General features: G+C 56.2%; 17 protein-coding genes and 1 tRNA gene. 5 read left to right on the plus strand and 13 right to left on the minus strand.

The window, feature by feature from the left end:
* The 4 genes from AC09SL_RS18850 to trmJ form a co-directional block, all read right to left on the minus strand.
* Entirely contained in the window at positions 1-1,215 is a 1,215-nt protein-coding gene (locus AC09SL_RS18850) for an IscS subfamily cysteine desulfurase (protein WP_058542524.1), read from the minus strand.
* 50 nt (positions 1,216-1,265) lie between these two features.
* Positions 1,266-1,757 carry a Fe-S cluster assembly transcriptional regulator IscR gene (iscR, locus tag AC09SL_RS18855; RefSeq protein WP_024777044.1) on the minus strand — a complete coding sequence of 164 codons (492 nt, stop codon included), beginning with the start codon at positions 1,755-1,757 and terminating at the stop codon, positions 1,266-1,268.
* A 303-nt stretch (positions 1,758-2,060) separates the two neighbouring features.
* Positions 2,061-2,837, minus strand: a complete 777-nt coding sequence (gene cysE, locus AC09SL_RS18860; protein WP_064107081.1) for a serine O-acetyltransferase — start codon at positions 2,835-2,837, stop codon at positions 2,061-2,063.
* A 1-nt stretch (position 2,838) separates the two neighbouring features.
* Complete coding sequence (trmJ, locus tag AC09SL_RS18865) at positions 2,839-3,609, minus strand: tRNA (cytosine(32)/uridine(32)-2'-O)-methyltransferase TrmJ (RefSeq protein ID WP_058546906.1); 771 nt, start codon at positions 3,607-3,609, stop codon at positions 2,839-2,841.
* Positions 3,610-3,753: 144 nt separating this feature from the next.
* Here trmJ and suhB point away from each other — a divergent pair, with 144 nt between their 5' ends.
* On the plus strand, positions 3,754-4,572 hold the full coding sequence (suhB, locus tag AC09SL_RS18870; protein WP_003185165.1) for a type III secretion system regulator SuhB: 819 nt from the start codon (positions 3,754-3,756) through the stop codon (positions 4,570-4,572).
* Between the two features lie 231 nt (positions 4,573-4,803).
* Here the strand turns inward: suhB and AC09SL_RS18875 are convergent, their stop codons facing one another.
* The 6 genes from AC09SL_RS18875 to queA all read right to left on the minus strand — a co-directional run bounded on the left by AC09SL_RS18875 (position 4,804) and on the right by queA (position 10,884).
* Complete coding sequence (locus AC09SL_RS18875; RefSeq protein ID WP_003197986.1) at positions 4,804-5,352, minus strand: glycine zipper 2TM domain-containing protein; 549 nt, start codon at positions 5,350-5,352, stop codon at positions 4,804-4,806.
* A gap of 117 nt (positions 5,353-5,469) precedes the next feature.
* On the minus strand, positions 5,470-6,384 hold the full coding sequence (gene secF / locus AC09SL_RS18880; protein ID WP_058546905.1) for a protein translocase subunit SecF: 915 nt from the start codon (positions 6,382-6,384) through the stop codon (positions 5,470-5,472).
* A 9-nt stretch (positions 6,385-6,393) separates the two neighbouring features.
* Positions 6,394-8,262, minus strand: coding sequence for a protein translocase subunit SecD (gene secD / locus AC09SL_RS18885; protein WP_058546904.1), 1,869 nt, complete (start codon positions 8,260-8,262; stop codon positions 6,394-6,396).
* Positions 8,263-8,325: 63 nt separating this feature from the next.
* The gene (gene yajC, locus AC09SL_RS18890; RefSeq protein ID WP_058546903.1) at positions 8,326-8,661 is read right to left on the minus strand and encodes a preprotein translocase subunit YajC; all 336 of its coding nucleotides are present in this window, start codon (positions 8,659-8,661) and stop codon (positions 8,326-8,328) included.
* 43 nt (positions 8,662-8,704) lie between these two features.
* Positions 8,705-9,820, minus strand: a complete 1,116-nt coding sequence (gene tgt / locus AC09SL_RS18895) for a tRNA guanosine(34) transglycosylase Tgt (protein WP_161796642.1) — start codon at positions 9,818-9,820, stop codon at positions 8,705-8,707.
* Positions 9,821-9,834: 14 nt separating this feature from the next.
* Positions 9,835-10,884, minus strand: a complete 1,050-nt coding sequence (queA, locus tag AC09SL_RS18900; protein WP_018607457.1) for a tRNA preQ1(34) S-adenosylmethionine ribosyltransferase-isomerase QueA — start codon at positions 10,882-10,884, stop codon at positions 9,835-9,837.
* A 108-nt stretch (positions 10,885-10,992) separates the two neighbouring features.
* On the opposite strand from queA, the gene AC09SL_RS18905 reads away from it, so the two are divergent.
* From AC09SL_RS18905 to AC09SL_RS18920, 4 genes are all read left to right on the plus strand, one after another.
* Positions 10,993-11,077, plus strand: a tRNA-Leu gene (locus AC09SL_RS18905).
* A gap of 539 nt (positions 11,078-11,616) precedes the next feature.
* On the plus strand, positions 11,617-11,946 hold the full coding sequence (locus tag AC09SL_RS18910) for a hypothetical protein (protein WP_058546902.1): 330 nt from the start codon (positions 11,617-11,619) through the stop codon (positions 11,944-11,946).
* Positions 11,947-12,044: 98 nt separating this feature from the next.
* On the plus strand, positions 12,045-12,449 hold the full coding sequence (locus tag AC09SL_RS18915) for a hypothetical protein (protein WP_058546901.1): 405 nt from the start codon (positions 12,045-12,047) through the stop codon (positions 12,447-12,449).
* Between the two features lie 169 nt (positions 12,450-12,618).
* The gene (locus AC09SL_RS18920) at positions 12,619-12,957 is read left to right on the plus strand and encodes a hypothetical protein (RefSeq protein ID WP_058546900.1); all 339 of its coding nucleotides are present in this window, start codon (positions 12,619-12,621) and stop codon (positions 12,955-12,957) included.
* Positions 12,958-13,083: 126 nt separating this feature from the next.
* Here the strand turns inward: AC09SL_RS18920 and AC09SL_RS18925 are convergent, their stop codons facing one another.
* The 3 genes from AC09SL_RS18925 to AC09SL_RS18935 form a co-directional block, all read right to left on the minus strand.
* Positions 13,084-14,778, minus strand: coding sequence for a hypothetical protein (locus AC09SL_RS18925; protein WP_155742111.1), 1,695 nt, complete (start codon positions 14,776-14,778; stop codon positions 13,084-13,086).
* A 23-nt stretch (positions 14,779-14,801) separates the two neighbouring features.
* Positions 14,802-15,878: a nucleoid-associated protein gene (locus AC09SL_RS18930; RefSeq protein WP_196764491.1), complete on the minus strand. Its 1,077-nt coding sequence runs from the start codon at positions 15,876-15,878 to the stop codon at positions 14,802-14,804.
* A gap of 196 nt (positions 15,879-16,074) precedes the next feature.
* The gene (locus AC09SL_RS18935) at positions 16,075-16,554 is read right to left on the minus strand and encodes a 3'-5' exonuclease (protein WP_231139268.1); all 480 of its coding nucleotides are present in this window, start codon (positions 16,552-16,554) and stop codon (positions 16,075-16,077) included.
* Positions 16,555-16,861: the final 307 nt, after the last annotated feature.

Genomic DNA, 16,861 nt, shown 5'->3' on the forward strand with positions numbered 1-16,861 from the left:
TCAGTGCGCCGCCCACTCGATTTTCGAAATGTCGACGCCGTCTTTGTACATGTCCCAGAGCGGCGACAGAGCGCGCAGCTTGGTAACGGCCTCGCAGACTTTCTGCGCGGCGTAATCGATTTCTTCTTCGGTGGTGAAACGGCCGAAGGTGAAGCGGATCGAGCTGTGGGCCAGTTCGTCGTTGCGGCCCAGGGCGCGCAGTACGTACGAAGGCTCCAGCGACGCCGAGGTGCACGCCGAACCGGACGACACGGCCAGATCCTTGAGCGCCATGATCAGCGACTCGCCTTCAACATAGTTGAAGCTCAGGTTCAGGTTGTGCGGTACGCGGGCGGTCATGCTGCCGTTGACGTAGAGTTCTTCGAGGTCCTCGACCTGCTTGAAGAAGCGGTCGCTCAGGGCCTTGATGCGCACGTTCTCGGCAGCCATGTCTTCCTTGGCTACACGGAAGGCTTCACCCATGCCGACGATCTGGTGGGTCGCCAGGGTACCGGAGCGCATGCCGCGCTCGTGACCGCCGCCGTGCATGGTCGCTTCGAGGCGAACACGCGGCTTGCGGCTGACGTACAGGGCGCCGATACCTTTAGGGCCGTAGGTCTTGTGGGCCGAGAACGACATCAGGTCGACTTTCAGCTTGGACAGGTCGATGTCGACCTTGCCGGTGGACTGGGCCGCATCGACGTGAAACAGGATGCCCTTGGAGCGGGTCAGCTCGCCGATGGCTGCGATGTCGTTGATGGTGCCGATTTCGTTGTTCACGTGCATGATCGAAACCAGGATGGTGTCGTCGCGCAGGGCGGCTTCCACCATGGCTGGAGTGATGATGCCGTCTTCACCCGGCTCGATGTAGGTGACTTCGAAACCTTCACGCTCCAGTTGGCGCATGGTGTCCAGGACAGCCTTGTGCTCGATCTTGGAGGTGATCAGGTGCTTGCCCTTGGTGTGATAGAAGTGCGCGACACCCTTGATTGCCAGGTTGTCGGACTCGGTGGCACCGGAAGTCCAAACGATTTCACGCGGGTCGGCATTGACCAGGTCGGCGACCTGGCGGCGAGCGTTCTCGACCGACTCTTCGGCCTTCCAGCCGAACACGTGGGAGCGGGACGCCGGGTTGCCGAAGTTTCCGTCGACCAGCAGGCACTCACTCATTTTTTGCGCGACACGCGGATCAACCGGGGTGGTCGCAGAGTAATCAAGGTAAATCGGCAATTTCATGGACTCTCTCCTAAATCAGGCTGGCTGGCGTTCCGCGTGCTCTGCGGCGGTCATTCGACGGCGGACGCTTCAATCTTGTCCAGGTGCGGCGCCTTGCCATTGCAACGGCGCTGGTCCTGACGCTGGGCTACTTCTTGCACCTCACGGCGAGTTACAAGGTCAGCCAAGCTGATACCGCTTAGAAATTCGTGGATCTGCAGGCTGAGGTCGCACCACAAGTGGTGGGTCAGGCAAGTATCGCCGCCATGGCAGTCGCCAAGGCCCTGGCATTTGGTCGCATCGACCGATTCATTCACCGCATCGATCACCTGGGCGACCTGGATGCCCTGCATGTCGCGCGACAACTGGTAGCCGCCGCCCGGGCCGCGAACGCTGGAAACCAGGTTGCTACGGCGCAGCTTGGCGAACAGCTGTTCAAGGTAGGACAAGGAAATGCCCTGGCGCTCGGAGATATCGGCCAGAGACACCGGCCCGTGCTGCGCATGCAATGCCAGATCCAGCATTGCGGTCACGGCGTATCGGCCTTTTGTAGTCAGTCGCATGGACAATTACCACGGAGTTCGGAATGGGGCGAGTATGCAATTCCCGAGTATTTAAGTCAAGTATAAGACCTAGTGCTTTACTCAGGTTTACCCGCGAAAGAGCGCGCGCATGATAGCAAAGGCAGGCGACTAACGACCAGCTATACCGCGTTATCGTTCGTCGCGAGCAAGCTTTGCTCCCACAGGATCCCCCACTCCCACAGGGGGCTCCTTTAAAAGCCAGGACGCCTGTAAAACCAGGGGTTCAGTAACAACCAGAACCCCTGTGGGAGCAAGGCCTGCCCGCGATGCAGGCACCTCGGTTCAGCTGGCCTGGGTCTCATCCTTGTCCTTCACACACGCAAAGTCTTCCTCGCGCAGTTCAGGCAGGTCCTTGGCGCAGTAATTACTGCCCAGTTCCTTCAGGGCGCCGCACATCCCCTCCAGGCGGCCGTCGACGGCCTGCAGGTGATCGAGCAACTGGTTGATGGCGCGGGCGACCGGGTCGGGCATGTCTTCGCCGACACCGTAGGCGTCGAAGCCAATCTTCTCGGCCATGGCCTTGCGGCGCGCGCTCTGCTCGTCATCGGACTTGACGATGATCCGCCCCGGAATACCCACCACGGTCGCGCCGGGCGGCACGGCCTTGGTTACCACGGCATTGGAGCCGACTTTCGCCCCCGCCCCCACCGTGAACGGCCCGAGCACCTTGGCACCGGCGCCCACCACCACGCCGTCTTCCAGGGTTGGGTGGCGCTTGCCTTTGTTCCAACTGGTGCCGCCGAGAGTCACGCCTTGGTATAGCGTCACATCGTCGCCGATCTCGGCGGTTTCGCCGATGACAATACCCATGCCATGGTCGATGAAGAACCGACGACCGACCTTGGCGCCCGGATGGATCTCGATCCCGGTCAGCCAGCGCCCGAAGTTCGAAACCAGCCGAGCCAGCCACTTCCAGCCCATGTTCCACAAAGCACCGGACAGGCGATGGATCCAGATCGCGTGCATCCCCGGGTAGCAGGTCAGCACTTCAAAGGCATTGCGCGCCGCCGGGTCACGATGGAAAACACTTTGGATATCTTCACGCAAACGTTCGAACATTTTATTTCTTCCGCTTAATCAGCTCGCCACGGGCCGCCTTCTGGGTTTCCGTGAGGATGCCGCGCAATATATTCATCTCCGCCCGGCTGACCGAGCTTCGTCCGTACAACCGACGCAGGCGCGCCATCAAGTGTCGCGGCTTTTCCGGATCGAGGAACTCGATGTCCACCAGGCTCTGTTCCAGGTGCTCATAGAATCGTTCCAGCTCGTCCATTGTCGCCAGTGTCTCACTGCGCGGCGACGTGACCTCGGTTTTTTCGACTTTGCTGGGTTTGCCTTCGGCTGCCAGCCAAGCCATGCGCACTTCATAACTCAACACCTGCACCGCCGCCCCCAGGTTCAAGGAACTGAATTCGGGGTCGGAAGGGATATGCACGTGAAAGTGACATCGCTGCAGCTCGTCGTTGGTCAGGCCGGAGTCTTCACGACCGAACACCAGGGCAATCTCAAAGCCTTGCGTGGCTTGCTCGACCACTTTGGTGCCGCATTCGCGGGGGTCGAGCAACGGCCAGGGGATACGCCGGTCGCGGGCGCTGGTGCCAAGCACCAGGTTGCACCCCACCAGGGCGTCTTCCAGTGTGGCGACGACCTGGGCATTGGCCAGCACGTCGCCGGCACCGGAAGCCCGGGCGTCGGCTTCGTGATGGGGAAACAAGCGCGGCTCGACCAGCACCAGGCGCGACAGGCCCATGTTCTTCATGGCCCGCGCAGCTCCGCCGATGTTACCCGGATGGCTGGTATTGACCAGGACGACACGAATGTTCTGCAACAAGGGAGGCGCTCTCGAACACGATAAAGGGAGCAAATTTTACATAAGCACCTACCGTTAAGCTATGAAAGCGAACACCAACCTTCTCCTTGGAAAACTTTCTGATAGAATGCGCGGCTTTCTTTAACAACCTTAGGTGACACATCCATGCAGCCCATGCTGAATATCGCGCTGCGCGCCGCCCGCAGCGCCAGTGAACTGATCTTCCGCTCCATCGAGCGCCTGGATACCATCAAGGTCGATGAAAAAGACGCCAAGGACTACGTGTCCGAGGTTGATCGCGCCGCCGAGCAAAAAATCGTCGACGCCCTGCGCAAGGCTTACCCGAACCACTCGATCCTCGGTGAAGAGACCGGCATGCACGCCGGTACTGGCATCGAAGGCGAAGAGTACCTGTGGATCATCGATCCGCTGGACGGCACTACCAACTTCTTGCGCGGCATTCCTCACTTCGCTGTCAGCATCGCCTGCAAATACCGTGGCCGCCTGGAACACGCCGTTGTGCTGGACCCGGTTCGCCAGGAAGAATTCACCGCCAGCCGTGGTCGTGGCGCCCAACTGAACGGTCGTCGCCTGCGCGTCAGCGGCCGCACCAGCCTGGACGGCGCCCTGCTGGGTACCGGCTTCCCGTTCCGTGACGACCAGATGGACAACCTGGACAACTACCTGGGCATGTTCCGCGCCCTGGTCGGCCAGACCGCCGGCATCCGCCGCGCCGGCGCTGCGAGCCTGGACCTGGCTTATGTGGCTGCAGGCCGTTTCGATGCGTTCTGGGAATCGGGCCTGTCCGAATGGGACATGGCTGCTGGCGCCCTGCTGATCCAGGAAGCCGGCGGCTTGGTGAGCGACTTCACCGGCGGCCACGACTTCCTCGAAAAAGGCCACATCGTTGCCGGCAACACCAAATGCTTCAAGGCTGTGCTTACCGCCATCCAGCCACACTTGCCGGCTTCGCTGAAGCGCTAAGCAACCGGCTACAGAAAAGCACCCTTAGGGGTGCTTTTTTTATGCCCGGATTTCGACATACCTCCAACTATTTGCAAGAGCATGCAAGAGCAAAACCTGTGGGAGCAAAGCTTGCTCCCACAGAGAAGATTTGGGTACCCGGGAAATCGAAGCCTGCCGCAGATCCCCTGCGGGCATAAAATGCGGGCGAAAAAAAGCACCCCGAAGGGTGCTTCTTTCATAGCGGTTGGGTCACTGAGCCGGTTCGTTCTGCCCCAGGATCAGTTGGCCTTCCTTGTTCACCGGAATCTGGTTGCCCGGGTCGCGATCCATGCGGACTTTGCCTTCTTTGCCGTCGAGCATGTAGCGAACGTCGTAGCCTACAACCTTGTCGCTGATGTCATTGACCGTGTTGCAGCGAGTCTGGGTGGTGGTGTAGGTGTCGCGCTCCTGCATGCCTTCCTGGATCTTGTTACCGGCATAACCACCACCGGCCGCACCCGCCACGGTGGCGATTTTCTTGCCGGTGCCACCACCGATCTGGTTACCCAGCAGGCCACCGGCTACGGCGCCCAGCACGGTACCGGCGATCTGGTGTTGGTCCTGGACCGGCTTCTGCCGAGTCACGGTGACGTCCTTGCACACTTCACGCGGGGTCTTGATTTGGGTCTTGACCGGCTCCACGGCCAGAACTTGCGCATACTCAGGGCCACTTTTTACCAAGCTGTAGGTGGCGACCGCACCACCGGCTGTTACACCGACAGCACCCAATACCGCACCAACCAGCATCGATTTATTCACTTGAACCTCCTGACCATCACAAGCGGACTAATCCGCGCTTCTCCCAGCCTTGGAGCACAAAAAAAGGCGCGAGTTCAACTCGCGCCTTTTCAGCGGTGACGGTTGGAGACCGGAGCCTTACGGGCGGTCGTCCACTTCCGTTTCGGTGGCCGCAGGAGGAATCAGGTCCTCGGTGCTCAGGTTCAGCCAGATCAACACCACGTTGGCGATGTAGATCGACGAGTAAGTACCCGCCAACACACCGATGAACAGCGCGATGGAGAAACCGAACAGGTTGTCGCCACCAAAGAACAGCAGCGCGGCAATCGCCAGCAAGGTGGAGATCGACGTCGCCATGGTCCGCAGCAGGGTCTGGGTGGTCGAGATGTTGATATTCTCGATCAGGGACGCCTTGCGCAGCACACGGAAGTTCTCACGCACCCGGTCGAACACCACGATGGTGTCGTTGAGCGAGTAACCGATGATCGCCAGCACCGCCGCCAGCACCGTCAGGTCGAAGGTGACCTGGAAGAACGACAGGATGCCCACGGTCACGATCACGTCGTGGATCAGCGAGACAATCGCACCCACCGCGAACTTCCACTGAAAGCGGAAGGCCAGGTAGATCAGGATGCCGCCCAGCGCCATCAGCATGCCGAGGCCGCCCTGGTCGCGCAGCTCTTCACCCACTTGCGGGCCGACGAACTCGACGCGCTTGACCTGGGCCGGGTTGTCGCCGCCGGCCTTCTGCAAGGCTTCGGCCACCTGGTGGCCCAACTGCGGGTCTTCACCCGGCATGCGCACCAGCAGGTCGGTGGTCGCACCAAAGCTCTGCACGATGGCATCGCTGTAGCCCGACGACGCCAGTTGCTCGCGCACCTTGGTGACGTCGGCCGGACGCTCGTAGGTCAGCTCGATGAGCGTACCGCCGGTGAAGTCCAGGCCGTAGTTCAGGCCCTTGGTGGCCCAGCTGAACAACGCCAGGACGGTAAGGAACAATGTGACGCCGAACGCAACGTTGCGAACGCCCATGAAGTTGATTGTACGTAACATGGCAGCCCCTTAAATCCACAACTTCTTGAAGTCACGGCCACCATAAATCAGGTTGACCATTGCACGGGTCACCAGAATGGCTGTGAACATCGAGGTAAAGATCCCGAGGGACATGGTCACTGCGAAGCCCTTGACCGGGCCGGTGCCCATGGCGAAGAGAATCCCGCCGACCAGCAACGTGGTCAGGTTGGCATCGACAATCGCGGTGAATGCCCGACCGAAGCCTTCATTGATTGCCCGCTGGACCGACATGCCCGCGGCGATCTCTTCACGTATCCGCGAGAAGATCAGCACGTTGGCGTCCACCGCCATGCCCATGGTCAGCACGATACCGGCGATACCCGGCAGGGTCAGCGTGGCCCCCAGCATCGACATCAGCGCCAGCAGCAGCACCATGTTCACCCCCAGGGCGACGGTGGCGATGATGCCGAAGAAGCGGTAGATGGCGATGATGAACAGCGACACGAACAACATGCCCCACAGCGAAGCATCGATACCCTTGGTGATGTTGTCGGCACCCAGGCTCGGGCCAATGGTGCGCTCTTCGGCGAAGTACATCGGCGCGGCCAGGCCACCAGCACGCAGCAGCAGGGCCAGCTCCGAGGATTCACCCTGGCCATTCAGGCCGGTGATGCGGAACTGGCTGCCCAGCGGCGACTGGATGGTCGCCAGGCTGATGATCTTCTTCTCTTCCTTGAAGGTCTGCACCGGTACGTCTTTCTCGACGCCGTTAACCACTTGCTTGGTGTAGGTGGTGGTCGGCTTCTGCTCGATGAAGATCACCGCCATGCTGCGACCGACGTTGCTGCGCGTGGCGCGGTTCATCAGTTCGCCGCCATGGCCGTCCAGGCGAATGTTCACCTGGGGGCGGCCCTGCTCGTCGAAGCCTGCCTGGGCGTCGGTTACCTGGTCACCGGTGATGATCAAGCCACGCTCGATCTGCGCCGCCGGACGATTGCCCTCACGGAACTCGAAGCTCTCGGAAGTGGCCCTGGAAGCACCCGGCTCAGCGGCCAGGCGGAACTCCAGGTTGGCGGTCTTGCCGAGGATACGCTTGGCTTCGGCGGTGTCCTGCACGCCTGGCAGCTCAACCACGATGCGGTTGGCGCCCTGGCGCTGCACGATCGGCTCGGCCACACCCAGCTCGTTGACGCGGTTACGTACCGTGGTCAAGTTCTGCTTGATGGAGTATTCGCGGATTTCCGCCAGCTTGGCCGGGGTCATCGCCAGACGCAGCACCGCCTGACCATTGAGGTCGGCCGGCACAATGTCGAAATCATTGAAGTTCTTGCGGACCAATGCACGGGCCTTTTCGCGGGTATCTTCATCGCTGAAGCCCAGCTGAATGGCACCATCGATTTGCGGCAGGCTGCGATAACGCACACGCTCTTTGCGCAGCAAACTCTTGACGTCGCCTTCGTAGACTTTCAGGCGCGCGTCGAGGGCTTTGTCCATGTCCACTTCCAGCAGGAAGTGCACACCACCGGACAAGTCCAGGCCCAGCTTCATTGGGTGGGCGCCGAGATTGCGCAGCCATTGCGGCGTGGTCTGGGCCAGGTTCAGGGCTACGACGTAATCGTCGCCCAACGCCTTGCGCACCACATCCTTGGCTGGCAACTGGTCTTCAGCCTTGACCAGGCGCAACAGGCCGCCCTTGCCGTTTTCGGCGATGGACGCAGCCTTGACCTCGATGTTGGACGCCTTGAGCGCAGCGCTCGCACGGTCCAGATCGGCCTGGGTGACCTGCAGCGCAGTGCTTGCGCCACTGACCTGAATGGCCGGGTCATCCGGGTAAAGATTGGGAGCGGAATAAATCAGACCGACCGCCAGCACCGCCAGGATCAGTACATATTTCCACAGAGGGTATTTGTTCAGCATCACGCCGCCCGCTTATGACGCGGGGCGCCTTGCGCGCCCCGTCGATTGAATAGAAGTTGTTACTTAGATCGCTTTCAGCGTGCCTTTTGGCAGCGTGGCCGCGATAGCGCCCTTCTGGAACTTCATTTCAACAGTGTCGGACACTTCCAGTACCACGAAGTCGTCAGCCACTTTGGTGATCTTGCCAGCGATGCCGCCGGTGGTGACCACTTCGTCGCCCTTCGCCAGGCTGCTGAGCAGGTTCTTCTGCTCTTTGGCGCGCTTGGCCTGTGGACGCCAGATCATCAGGTAGAAGATGACCAGGAAGCCGACCAGGAAAATCCACTCGAAACCACCGCCCATAGGGCCGGCAGCCGGTGCAGCCGCGTCAGCCATGGCATTAGAGATAAAAAAGCTCATTTAGCACTCCAGTTGCAAGTATTGAATCTAGGGATCGGAAAACTCAGTCCAAAGGCGGTACAGGTAACCCGCGCTTGGCATAGAAGGCCTCGACAAAGGCGGCCAATGTACCCTGTTGGATAGCCTCGCGCAAACCAGCCATAAGCACCTGATAATGGCGCAAATTGTGGATGGTATTGAGCATACTGCCGAGCATTTCGCCGCACTTGTCCAAATGATGCAGATAAGCGCGGGAGAAGTTCTGGCAGGTGTAGCAATCGCACGTCGGATCCAGCGGCGAATTATCATGGCGATGAAACGCGTTACGGATCTTCAGCACACCAGTGTCGATGAACAGATGCCCATTGCGGGCATTACGGGTTGGCATCACGCAATCGAACATGTCCACCCCGCGGCGCACACCCTCAACCAGATCTTCCGGTTTGCCAACGCCCATAAGGTAACGAGGTTTGTCAGCCGGCATCTCGCCCGGCAGGTAATCGAGCACCTTGATCATCTCGTGCTTGGGCTCGCCCACCGACAGGCCGCCAATGGCCAGGCCGTCGAAGCCGATCTTGTCCAGGCCTTCGAGCGAGCGCATGCGCAAGTCACGGTGCATGCCGCCCTGAACGATGCCGAACAGCGCCGCGGTGTTGTCGCCATGGGCGTTCTTCGACCGCTGGGCCCAGCGCAACGACAGCTCCATGGACACCCGCGCCACGTCTTCATCGGCCGGGTACGGCGTGCATTCGTCGAAGATCATCACAATGTCGGAGCCCAGGTCGCGTTGCACCTGCATCGACTCTTCCGGGCCCATGAACACCTTGGAGCCATCGACCGGAGAAGCGAAGGTCACGCCCTCCTCCTTGATCTTGCGCATCGCGCCCAGGCTGAACACCTGGAAGCCGCCGGAGTCGGTCAGGATCGGGCCTTTCCACTGCATGAAATCGTGCAAGTCGCCGTGAGCCTTGATCACTTCCATGCCCGGGCGCAGCCACAGGTGGAAGGTATTGCCCAGGATGATTTCCGCGCCAATCGCCTCGATGTCCCGCGGCAGCATGCCCTTGACCGTGCCATAGGTGCCCACCGGCATGAACGCCGGGGTTTCCACGGTACCGCGGGGGAAGGTCAGACGACCGCGACGAGCCTTGCCATCGGTGGCGAGCAACTCGAAGGACATGCGACAGGTGCGACTCATACTGTTTCCTCGGGTCCGCGTGGCGCGGGGTTACGGGTGATGAACATCGCATCACCGTAGCTGAAAAAGCGGTATCCATGCTCGACGGCGGCCTTGTAGGCGGCCATGGCTTCGGGATAACCGGCGAACGCCGAAACCAGCATCAACAGCGTGGATTCGGGCAAATGAAAGTTGGTGACCAGGGCATCGACCACATGAAACGGCCGGCCCGGGTAGATAAAGATATCGGTGTCGCCACTGAACGGCTTGAGCACGCCATCGCGCGCGGCGCTTTCCAGGGAGCGCACGCTGGTGGTCCCCACCGCCACCACCCGCCCGCCGCGTGCGCGACAGGCCGCCACGGCATCGACCACTTCCTGGCTCACTTCCAGCCATTCGTTGTGCATGTGGTGGTCTTCGATACGCTCCACGCGCACCGGCTGGAACGTGCCAGCGCCGACGTGCAGCGTCACGAACGCGGTCTCCACGCCCTTGGCGGCGATCGCCTCCAGCAACGGCTGATCAAAATGCAGCCCCGCCGTCGGCGCCGCCACCGCCCCCAGGCGCTCGGCGTACACGGTCTGATACCGCTCGCGGTCCGAACCTTCGTCCGGGCGGTCTATATAAGGAGGCAACGGCATGTGCCCGACACGGTCGAGCAGCGGCAACACCTCTTCGGCGAATTCCAGCTCGAACAACGCATCATGCCGCGCCACCATCCGCGCCTCACCGCCGCCGTCGATCAAGATCGACGAACCGGGCTTGGGCGACTTGCTCGACCGCACGTGGGCCAGCACGCGATGGCTGTCCAGCACCCGCTCCACCAGAATCTCCAGCTTGCCGCCGGAGGCCTTCTGGCCAAACAAACGCGCGGGAATGACACGGGTATTGTTGAACACCATCAAATCGCCCGGGCGCAAATGCTCAAGCAAATCAGTGAATTGACGGTGAGCCATGGCACCGCTGACCCCGTCCAGGGTCAACAGTCGACTGGCGCGACGCTCGGCCAGAGGGTGGCGAGCGATCAGCGAATCCGGGAGTTCGAAGGTAAAGTCAGCAACACGCATGATGGGGTTCGTCTAGCAGGGCCGGAAAGTCTAGCGGAAATATCAAAAATTCACCATGAAACGTGATTGACCAACGGTAGGCACCTCTCTATACTTCGCCGCCATTGAGCCCTGATGGCGGAATTGGTAGACGCGGCGGATTCAAAATCCGTTTTCGAAAGGAGTGGGAGTTCGAGTCTCCCTCGGGGCACCATCTTAAAGAAAGACCTTGAAATTCAAGGTCTTTTTTTTCGTCTGTAGGAAAGTGGGTTTTTGCGGCTAATGCAGATCCCAACCAATCCCCCGCTCGCTTTTGTGGTGAGGGGGATTTATCCCCGCTCCCCTGTGTGGTGAAGGGATTTATTCCCCCTTTGTGGCGAGGGGATTTATCCCCGCTCCCCTGTGTGGCGAAGGGATTTATTCCCCCTTTGTGGCGAGGGGATTTATCCCCGCTGGGCCGCGAAGCGGTCCCCATAGCCAACCCCATGGAGAGGAAGAACCTGTGGTAAGGAAGAACCTGAGAACAAGGAAGAACCCCGGTGGTAGAGAAAAACCTGTAGCAGGGAAAAACCTGTAGCAAGGGAAGACCTGTTATAGAGGAAAAACCTGTGGCGAGGGAGCTTGCTCCCGCTTGAGCGCGAAGCGCTCACAATAAAGTCACTACCTTCACGAATACTCCGAGTTGCCACCGCCAAGATATAACCCACCAACTCCACCCCACCCTCCCCACCCAGTCACTAAGGATTTCACCCCATGGAATTGCTGCTGGAAACGGTCGCTCTTTACTCCCTCAAGCTGGCTTATGAGTCAGAGGGCCACAGCCCGATCCTGCGGGATGATCCATTGATGGGCAGTTGCGACCGTGAGGTTTTTGAGTTGCTGATACGACGGGGCGATGTGGCTGGGATTCAGGGCGAAATCAGTCGATGCCTGGATTTAGCCTTGGGGGCGATTGGTGGAGTGGACACGGTGCTGGGCCGAGAGCTGCATCGTTTGGCTGCGGATTTCAACGCAGTGCAGAAAATGGATGACCTTTACGCCCCGCTCATCGCGCTTAACGGTTACGTGAAAGATATTCTATAACCCCCAGCGCTCGTTCCCACGCTCCGCGTGGTAACGCATCCCGCGACGCTCCGCGTTGCAGACTTAACAGGCAGAACACACTCCTACGCAGGCAATCCATGGACGACATCATCGCAGCGATTGGCAGTTGGCTAACCGACACCCATGAAGCGAAACGTCGAATGGTGAGCAACCTGGAAATGCTCTTCTGGATCGCCGTCGCGATTGTCGGCGCGATCGCCGCGAAGGATTACGCCACGAAGCGTAAGGCGCTGATGGTGCGAACGGAGCAAGCCTTGCCGGAGAAGGACCTGATCGCTACGTCGTTGAGTGACGAACAGGGTCGTGCAGTTAAATATGTTGGCACCCTGCGGCGGGTTGAAGGCGGATATACCGTTATCCTGATTCGAGAGGCTGACGGGGAGCGCACCGAGTCGTGTAGCGCGGTTATGCCGTCGTTGGAGAAGGTTGAGGCCTATCTTACAAGTTGTACTTCGTTTGTTTTGTCAGATTTCAAAGACTGAAGTGAGGCCGCAAGCCTCAGTCATGAAGAGATAAGGCGAGCTCAAGAAGCCATAAAATAAACGCACGAAAACCTCCTCCAAACTTGAGAAAGCACAACGGGAACAACGCGGCGAAATCGAAAAAGCTCAAACCACTGAACAACGTGCTGCCGACGCATACGCAGCAGCATTGGCCGACGATGACGACGCAACCAAAGAGCGTGCCGAAAAGGCTCTCAACACCATCGAAACTCAAATCTCAAACGCTCAACAGCGTGGGGATGAGGCCAAAAAATTGGCCTTGAACGCGATAGGGATTGCATTAGATGAAGAGTGGAATATAGCCACCGAGCAATTGGTTGCATTGGGATCACGGATGCTTGCCGTCAGCTATCTGAAAGGTGGGATGGGAGACGCCTTGTCCGGACTTGACGTTCCACGGTTTGGTCCTTTCCATTCGAGACTAGACCGTTCTGATCTGGCTTCCGCCGCACGCTTCATTTCCTTGGAGGATGTACTAGCGGCATGACTCTGAAATAGCCCGCGATAGCGGGCTATTTATTACATAGAGATTGATTTATGGAATACCTCAAAACAAAAAACGAGTAATAGAGAACGATACAAAAAAACAATACTCACATAAATCGGAACACCGTTATTTTCTTGGCGGTGGACGCCTATCCGACTTTAAAGCGCTAATCGGCCTGGACTTATGATTACGCCCAGAAGCTGATTCGAATAGACCTCGATAATAACTACGCACCATGAATGGAGCTATCATCACCCCTGGAAGCAATATCGGGGATACTGCTGATGCTGATGCTGATGCTGATGCTGATGCTGATGCTGATGCTGATGCTGATGCTGATGCTGATGCTGATGCTGATGCTGATGCTGATGCTGACGCAGGTTGGGGTGCGTCTTTAAAAACTATATGACCGCAAACAAAACCGGCCGTTAATATCGCCGCAATTATCACCCATGCAATTGAATAACGCCAAGCTTGACCCTTAAGGTATTCACGATTTCGTATACGAATCGGGGTAAACGCGTGATCAATCTCAACTGATTGTAGCACCATATGGTAATTGAGCTTAAGAACCGCCTCAATCGTATCAACGCCTTTATCGTATTGTCTCAGAGAGCTAAAACATGAAAACGCCACCCAAATTGTCATCAAGATGCTCAGTAGAACGACCACCCATATATAAACCGCAGAAAAAATAGCGTTAACATTTGTATCCTTTAACCCATTCACCACTACAACAGTCAAAATAAACGTCAGAAGAACAAACACACCATTCTTTAAGGAATCAACCAACGAGTCGACCAACGCTTGAGTCTTTGTTGTAGTATCCACTAAAACATCAGCGATTTTGCTTTTAACCTCAAGATAGCTTTCAATATTGCCTTTTAAATAAATTTGATAATTTGAATGGATCGCACTAAATATCTCAGAATGCAGTGCAATATCTTCCAGCTTGCTGATATATAAGGACAAGACATTTCTAACTAAACCAACCTTATCGGAGCTACCTCCAACTCCATAAGCCCAATCTGCAATTTTATATAATTGCTCTTTGACCGGAAAGATCTCACATAAAGAAACCACCCCAGTTATATTTTTATAACCACAAATTTTATAGCTAAGTTTCCCATCAGCAGTCAATTCCGCACTACTTGATATAAATACTGCCGCCAAAAGCGAACAAGCCTTAGCGAAAAACAAATCTATCGCCGGCACTCCCGTTGCCTTATCAAGCCTAAAGTCTTTAGGAATAAAATTTCCAGGTATTGTTTTATTAAAGGAGTTACCTTTAAAAAGATCCAAAGTTGACTGCCTTTCCTCTGGAGACAGTTCAAACTTAGTATCATCTGTTGCTTCTGGCGCAGCTGATCTGAAAACAATACTAGGAGTTGCACAGGCATTAATTACTCCGGCAACTTCGAAAACAAGTGAATTATTCATGCGAGACGCTAAGGCACTTAACACATGCAATATCGGCTCTTGCGCCAGGTAATTACCAAACGCATCTGGATTGTAAATCGACAATGCACCTTGACTTGCATTCTTACTGACAACCATTTCAAGTGAAAGCTCGCATACCTCTTCGTCATCCGAACCCAGAAACTCGTACACTGAATCTCGAGTAGGGAGATCAAAATCACTTATACTTTTAGCTTCCCCCTCAAAACTTAACGTTAACGAAAAACGATCACGAGAAAAAATATCTGTTGACCACGAATTAAGCACGCTTTCAATTTTTTGCTTACATTCGCTTGCTGCGCAGCTGACAGTCGCTTTTAGACGATATTGATCAAGCCGCTCTTCCTCTTGAGTAACCGTCATATCAGAGATCGACTGTCGTAACATCACACAGCATTCCACGGTTTTGGTGTAAATTTGTCCGCAGAATTCGGAGCGTCGATAATTATTACCGACTGTCCGTCCGGCGTTTTGGACGACCAAATCTTATCACTAAGATTCGCTATATCTTCATTATAAGACACACTAACCTCATCTGAAACAGCTATCGTATGGCGACGATAGGGAACTGAGGCAGGAACCAAAGTAAATTGCCCATCGAAATTGCGCTTCGTGGGAAGTTCTTTCAGTTTATCAACTAGATTTGGCAGCTCTAAACTGAGACCAGGCTCAATTGGCGTATACTGAGTAAAAGTCACCGTAACAAAATCATCAAAGTTAAGAACTCCTACCTGTTTGAAAGCATGCACAGTAGCATTTCTCAATATCGTATAATCCGATGGCGAGACAGTTTTAACTTTCGCAATCACCCTCATAACTGCTTTAACAGCCTGTTCAGTATTAAAAGCATCTGTACGAAGCTGCCTAAGTTCTAAAACATCCTTCCACCAGTAGGTTGATGGCCTCGAGTTGGTATCAAATACGAGTGCATTCTGTGCATTTCCGACATCATCAAAAGAAACCTTGCAAGCCTTATATATTTTATGAGACTCACCCAATCCGATTTTTGCTCGAAGATCGGTTTCGTCCAAAAATCTTTGGTGCTCCACCTTCACTCCGAGATAAGTGACAACAGCACCATCACGATATAGAAACTGAAGAAAGCTACCCTTTTTAATATGACCAGTACCGGCAGTATTCAAGTGACCGTACCGTTCCTCGGTAGTTAACTCGACTCGTAACAATCGTTCTGCCAACACTTTCGTTTGGGGGTTTAATGCTAAATCCTGGTTACCATAAAAAGATTGAAGGGAGGTAGCGAATTCTGTGGTAGCGCTGGCGAGCGCATAAGCACGATTTTGTGGGCGGCCGTTAATTTCAGTTAGCAACTCGTTCAAATAGAGCTCTAAATCTTGGCGCTCAACGGGCATGGGAATTGCCGCACAGGTCTCGGTATCCATATCAAGATGATGCAGCGTTGTGCTTAAAATCCTGGCAGAAGCGTTAGGTACGATACTGTTCATTGACTTCCTTGTTCCTCTATTGAACATACGGGGCTTTGTCTGCAGGATCGTACTCTTGTTGCTCGCCTCCGACGACATTATTTTGCCATCACGCTAGCGGCAATCCACACTTTCTGCATCCAAAATCAGCACCACCTTGCAGTCGTCGTCAGCCGGACCAACCGTCGCGAACAGAGCATAGCAACGACTGCGCCTATCACAAGCTAATGAGGTCTCTCAGAAAGCGCGACATTCCGTTATCAAAGCGACGTCCAAACCTATTAGCTGACCAGCCGGAGTAAATGAGGTGCACTTCGTCACGTGCCCGAGTGAGCGCTACATAAAAGAGCCGCCGACTCTCCTGAAGCTCGTCGTCGGTTTCATTACTCCAAGGGAACACACCTTCATCAAGGCCCAAAATAATCACTACTTTGTACTCACACCCTTTTGCCGAATGAAATGTGAGCAGATTAAGCTGATTTGGCGCGCCATCTCGACCTCCAAGCCTTGCTAGGTCGAGCCCGACGAGCGCACCGCCTGGACTTAGCGCTCGGGACATCGCATCCACTTGAACTCTTTGGTCGTTAAGGGTGCGGTAGGAGCTTAGCAGTACGTCGAGCAATTCAGTACGCAGAGCAGCAAGAAACTCAAAAGCCTCACCATTTCTTCGCCTGGCCCACAAGAATGTGGCCAGCATTCGCGACTCATGCTGGCAGTCGGCGTCTGAGAGGCGCGCTTGATGAAATCTGCACCATCGGTCAATCAGCCCTCCTAACTTTGGCTGTGCAGTCCTCCAACCTCCTGAGCACCAAGCGGCACAGTCCTCTATCCAGCTGACAACTGCGCATTTTCGATATGGCGCCGCGTTATCTATACGCATGAAATTTAAACCTGCGGATTGTGCCGAGCGCGCCACGAGATCGCCTATCTCTGCATTGCGATATAGGACCGCGATATCACCCAACTGACGGCCAGGTGTGCTCAATAGGACATGGGGGATTAGA

The organism is Pseudomonas sp. PF05 (assembly GCF_056521845.1).

What these genes read in the sequence shown, in the direction of transcription:
- AC09SL_RS18850 (WP_058542524.1), bottom strand. Translation starts at nt 1,215, where the DNA reads ATGAAATTGCCGATTTACCTTGATTACTCTGCGACCACCCCGGTTGAT.
- iscR (WP_024777044.1), bottom strand. Translation starts at nt 1,757, where the DNA reads ATGCGACTGACTACAAAAGGCCGATACGCCGTGACCGCAATGCTGGAT.
- cysE (WP_064107081.1), bottom strand. Translation starts at nt 2,837, where the DNA reads ATGTTCGAACGTTTGCGTGAAGATATCCAAAGTGTTTTCCATCGTGAC.
- suhB (WP_003185165.1), top strand. Translation starts at nt 3,754, where the DNA reads ATGCAGCCCATGCTGAATATCGCGCTGCGCGCCGCCCGCAGCGCCAGT.
- secF (WP_058546905.1), bottom strand. Translation starts at nt 6,384, where the DNA reads ATGTTACGTACAATCAACTTCATGGGCGTTCGCAACGTTGCGTTCGGC.
- secD (WP_058546904.1), bottom strand. Translation starts at nt 8,262, where the DNA reads ATGCTGAACAAATACCCTCTGTGGAAATATGTACTGATCCTGGCGGTG.
- yajC (WP_058546903.1), bottom strand. Translation starts at nt 8,661, where the DNA reads ATGAGCTTTTTTATCTCTAATGCCATGGCTGACGCGGCTGCACCGGCT.
- tgt (WP_161796642.1), bottom strand. Translation starts at nt 9,820, where the DNA reads ATGTCCTTCGAGTTGCTCGCCACCGATGGCAAGGCTCGTCGCGGTCGT.
- queA (WP_018607457.1), bottom strand. Translation starts at nt 10,884, where the DNA reads ATGCGTGTTGCTGACTTTACCTTCGAACTCCCGGATTCGCTGATCGCT.
- AC09SL_RS18910 (WP_058546902.1), top strand. Translation starts at nt 11,617, where the DNA reads ATGGAATTGCTGCTGGAAACGGTCGCTCTTTACTCCCTCAAGCTGGCT.
- AC09SL_RS18915 (WP_058546901.1), top strand. Translation starts at nt 12,045, where the DNA reads ATGGACGACATCATCGCAGCGATTGGCAGTTGGCTAACCGACACCCAT.
- AC09SL_RS18925 (WP_155742111.1), bottom strand. Translation starts at nt 14,778, where the DNA reads ATGACGGTTACTCAAGAGGAAGAGCGGCTTGATCAATATCGTCTAAAA.
- AC09SL_RS18930 (WP_196764491.1), bottom strand. Translation starts at nt 15,878, where the DNA reads ATGAACAGTATCGTACCTAACGCTTCTGCCAGGATTTTAAGCACAACG.
- AC09SL_RS18935 (WP_231139268.1), bottom strand. Translation starts at nt 16,554, where the DNA reads ATGCTGGCCACATTCTTGTGGGCCAGGCGAAGAAATGGTGAGGCTTTT.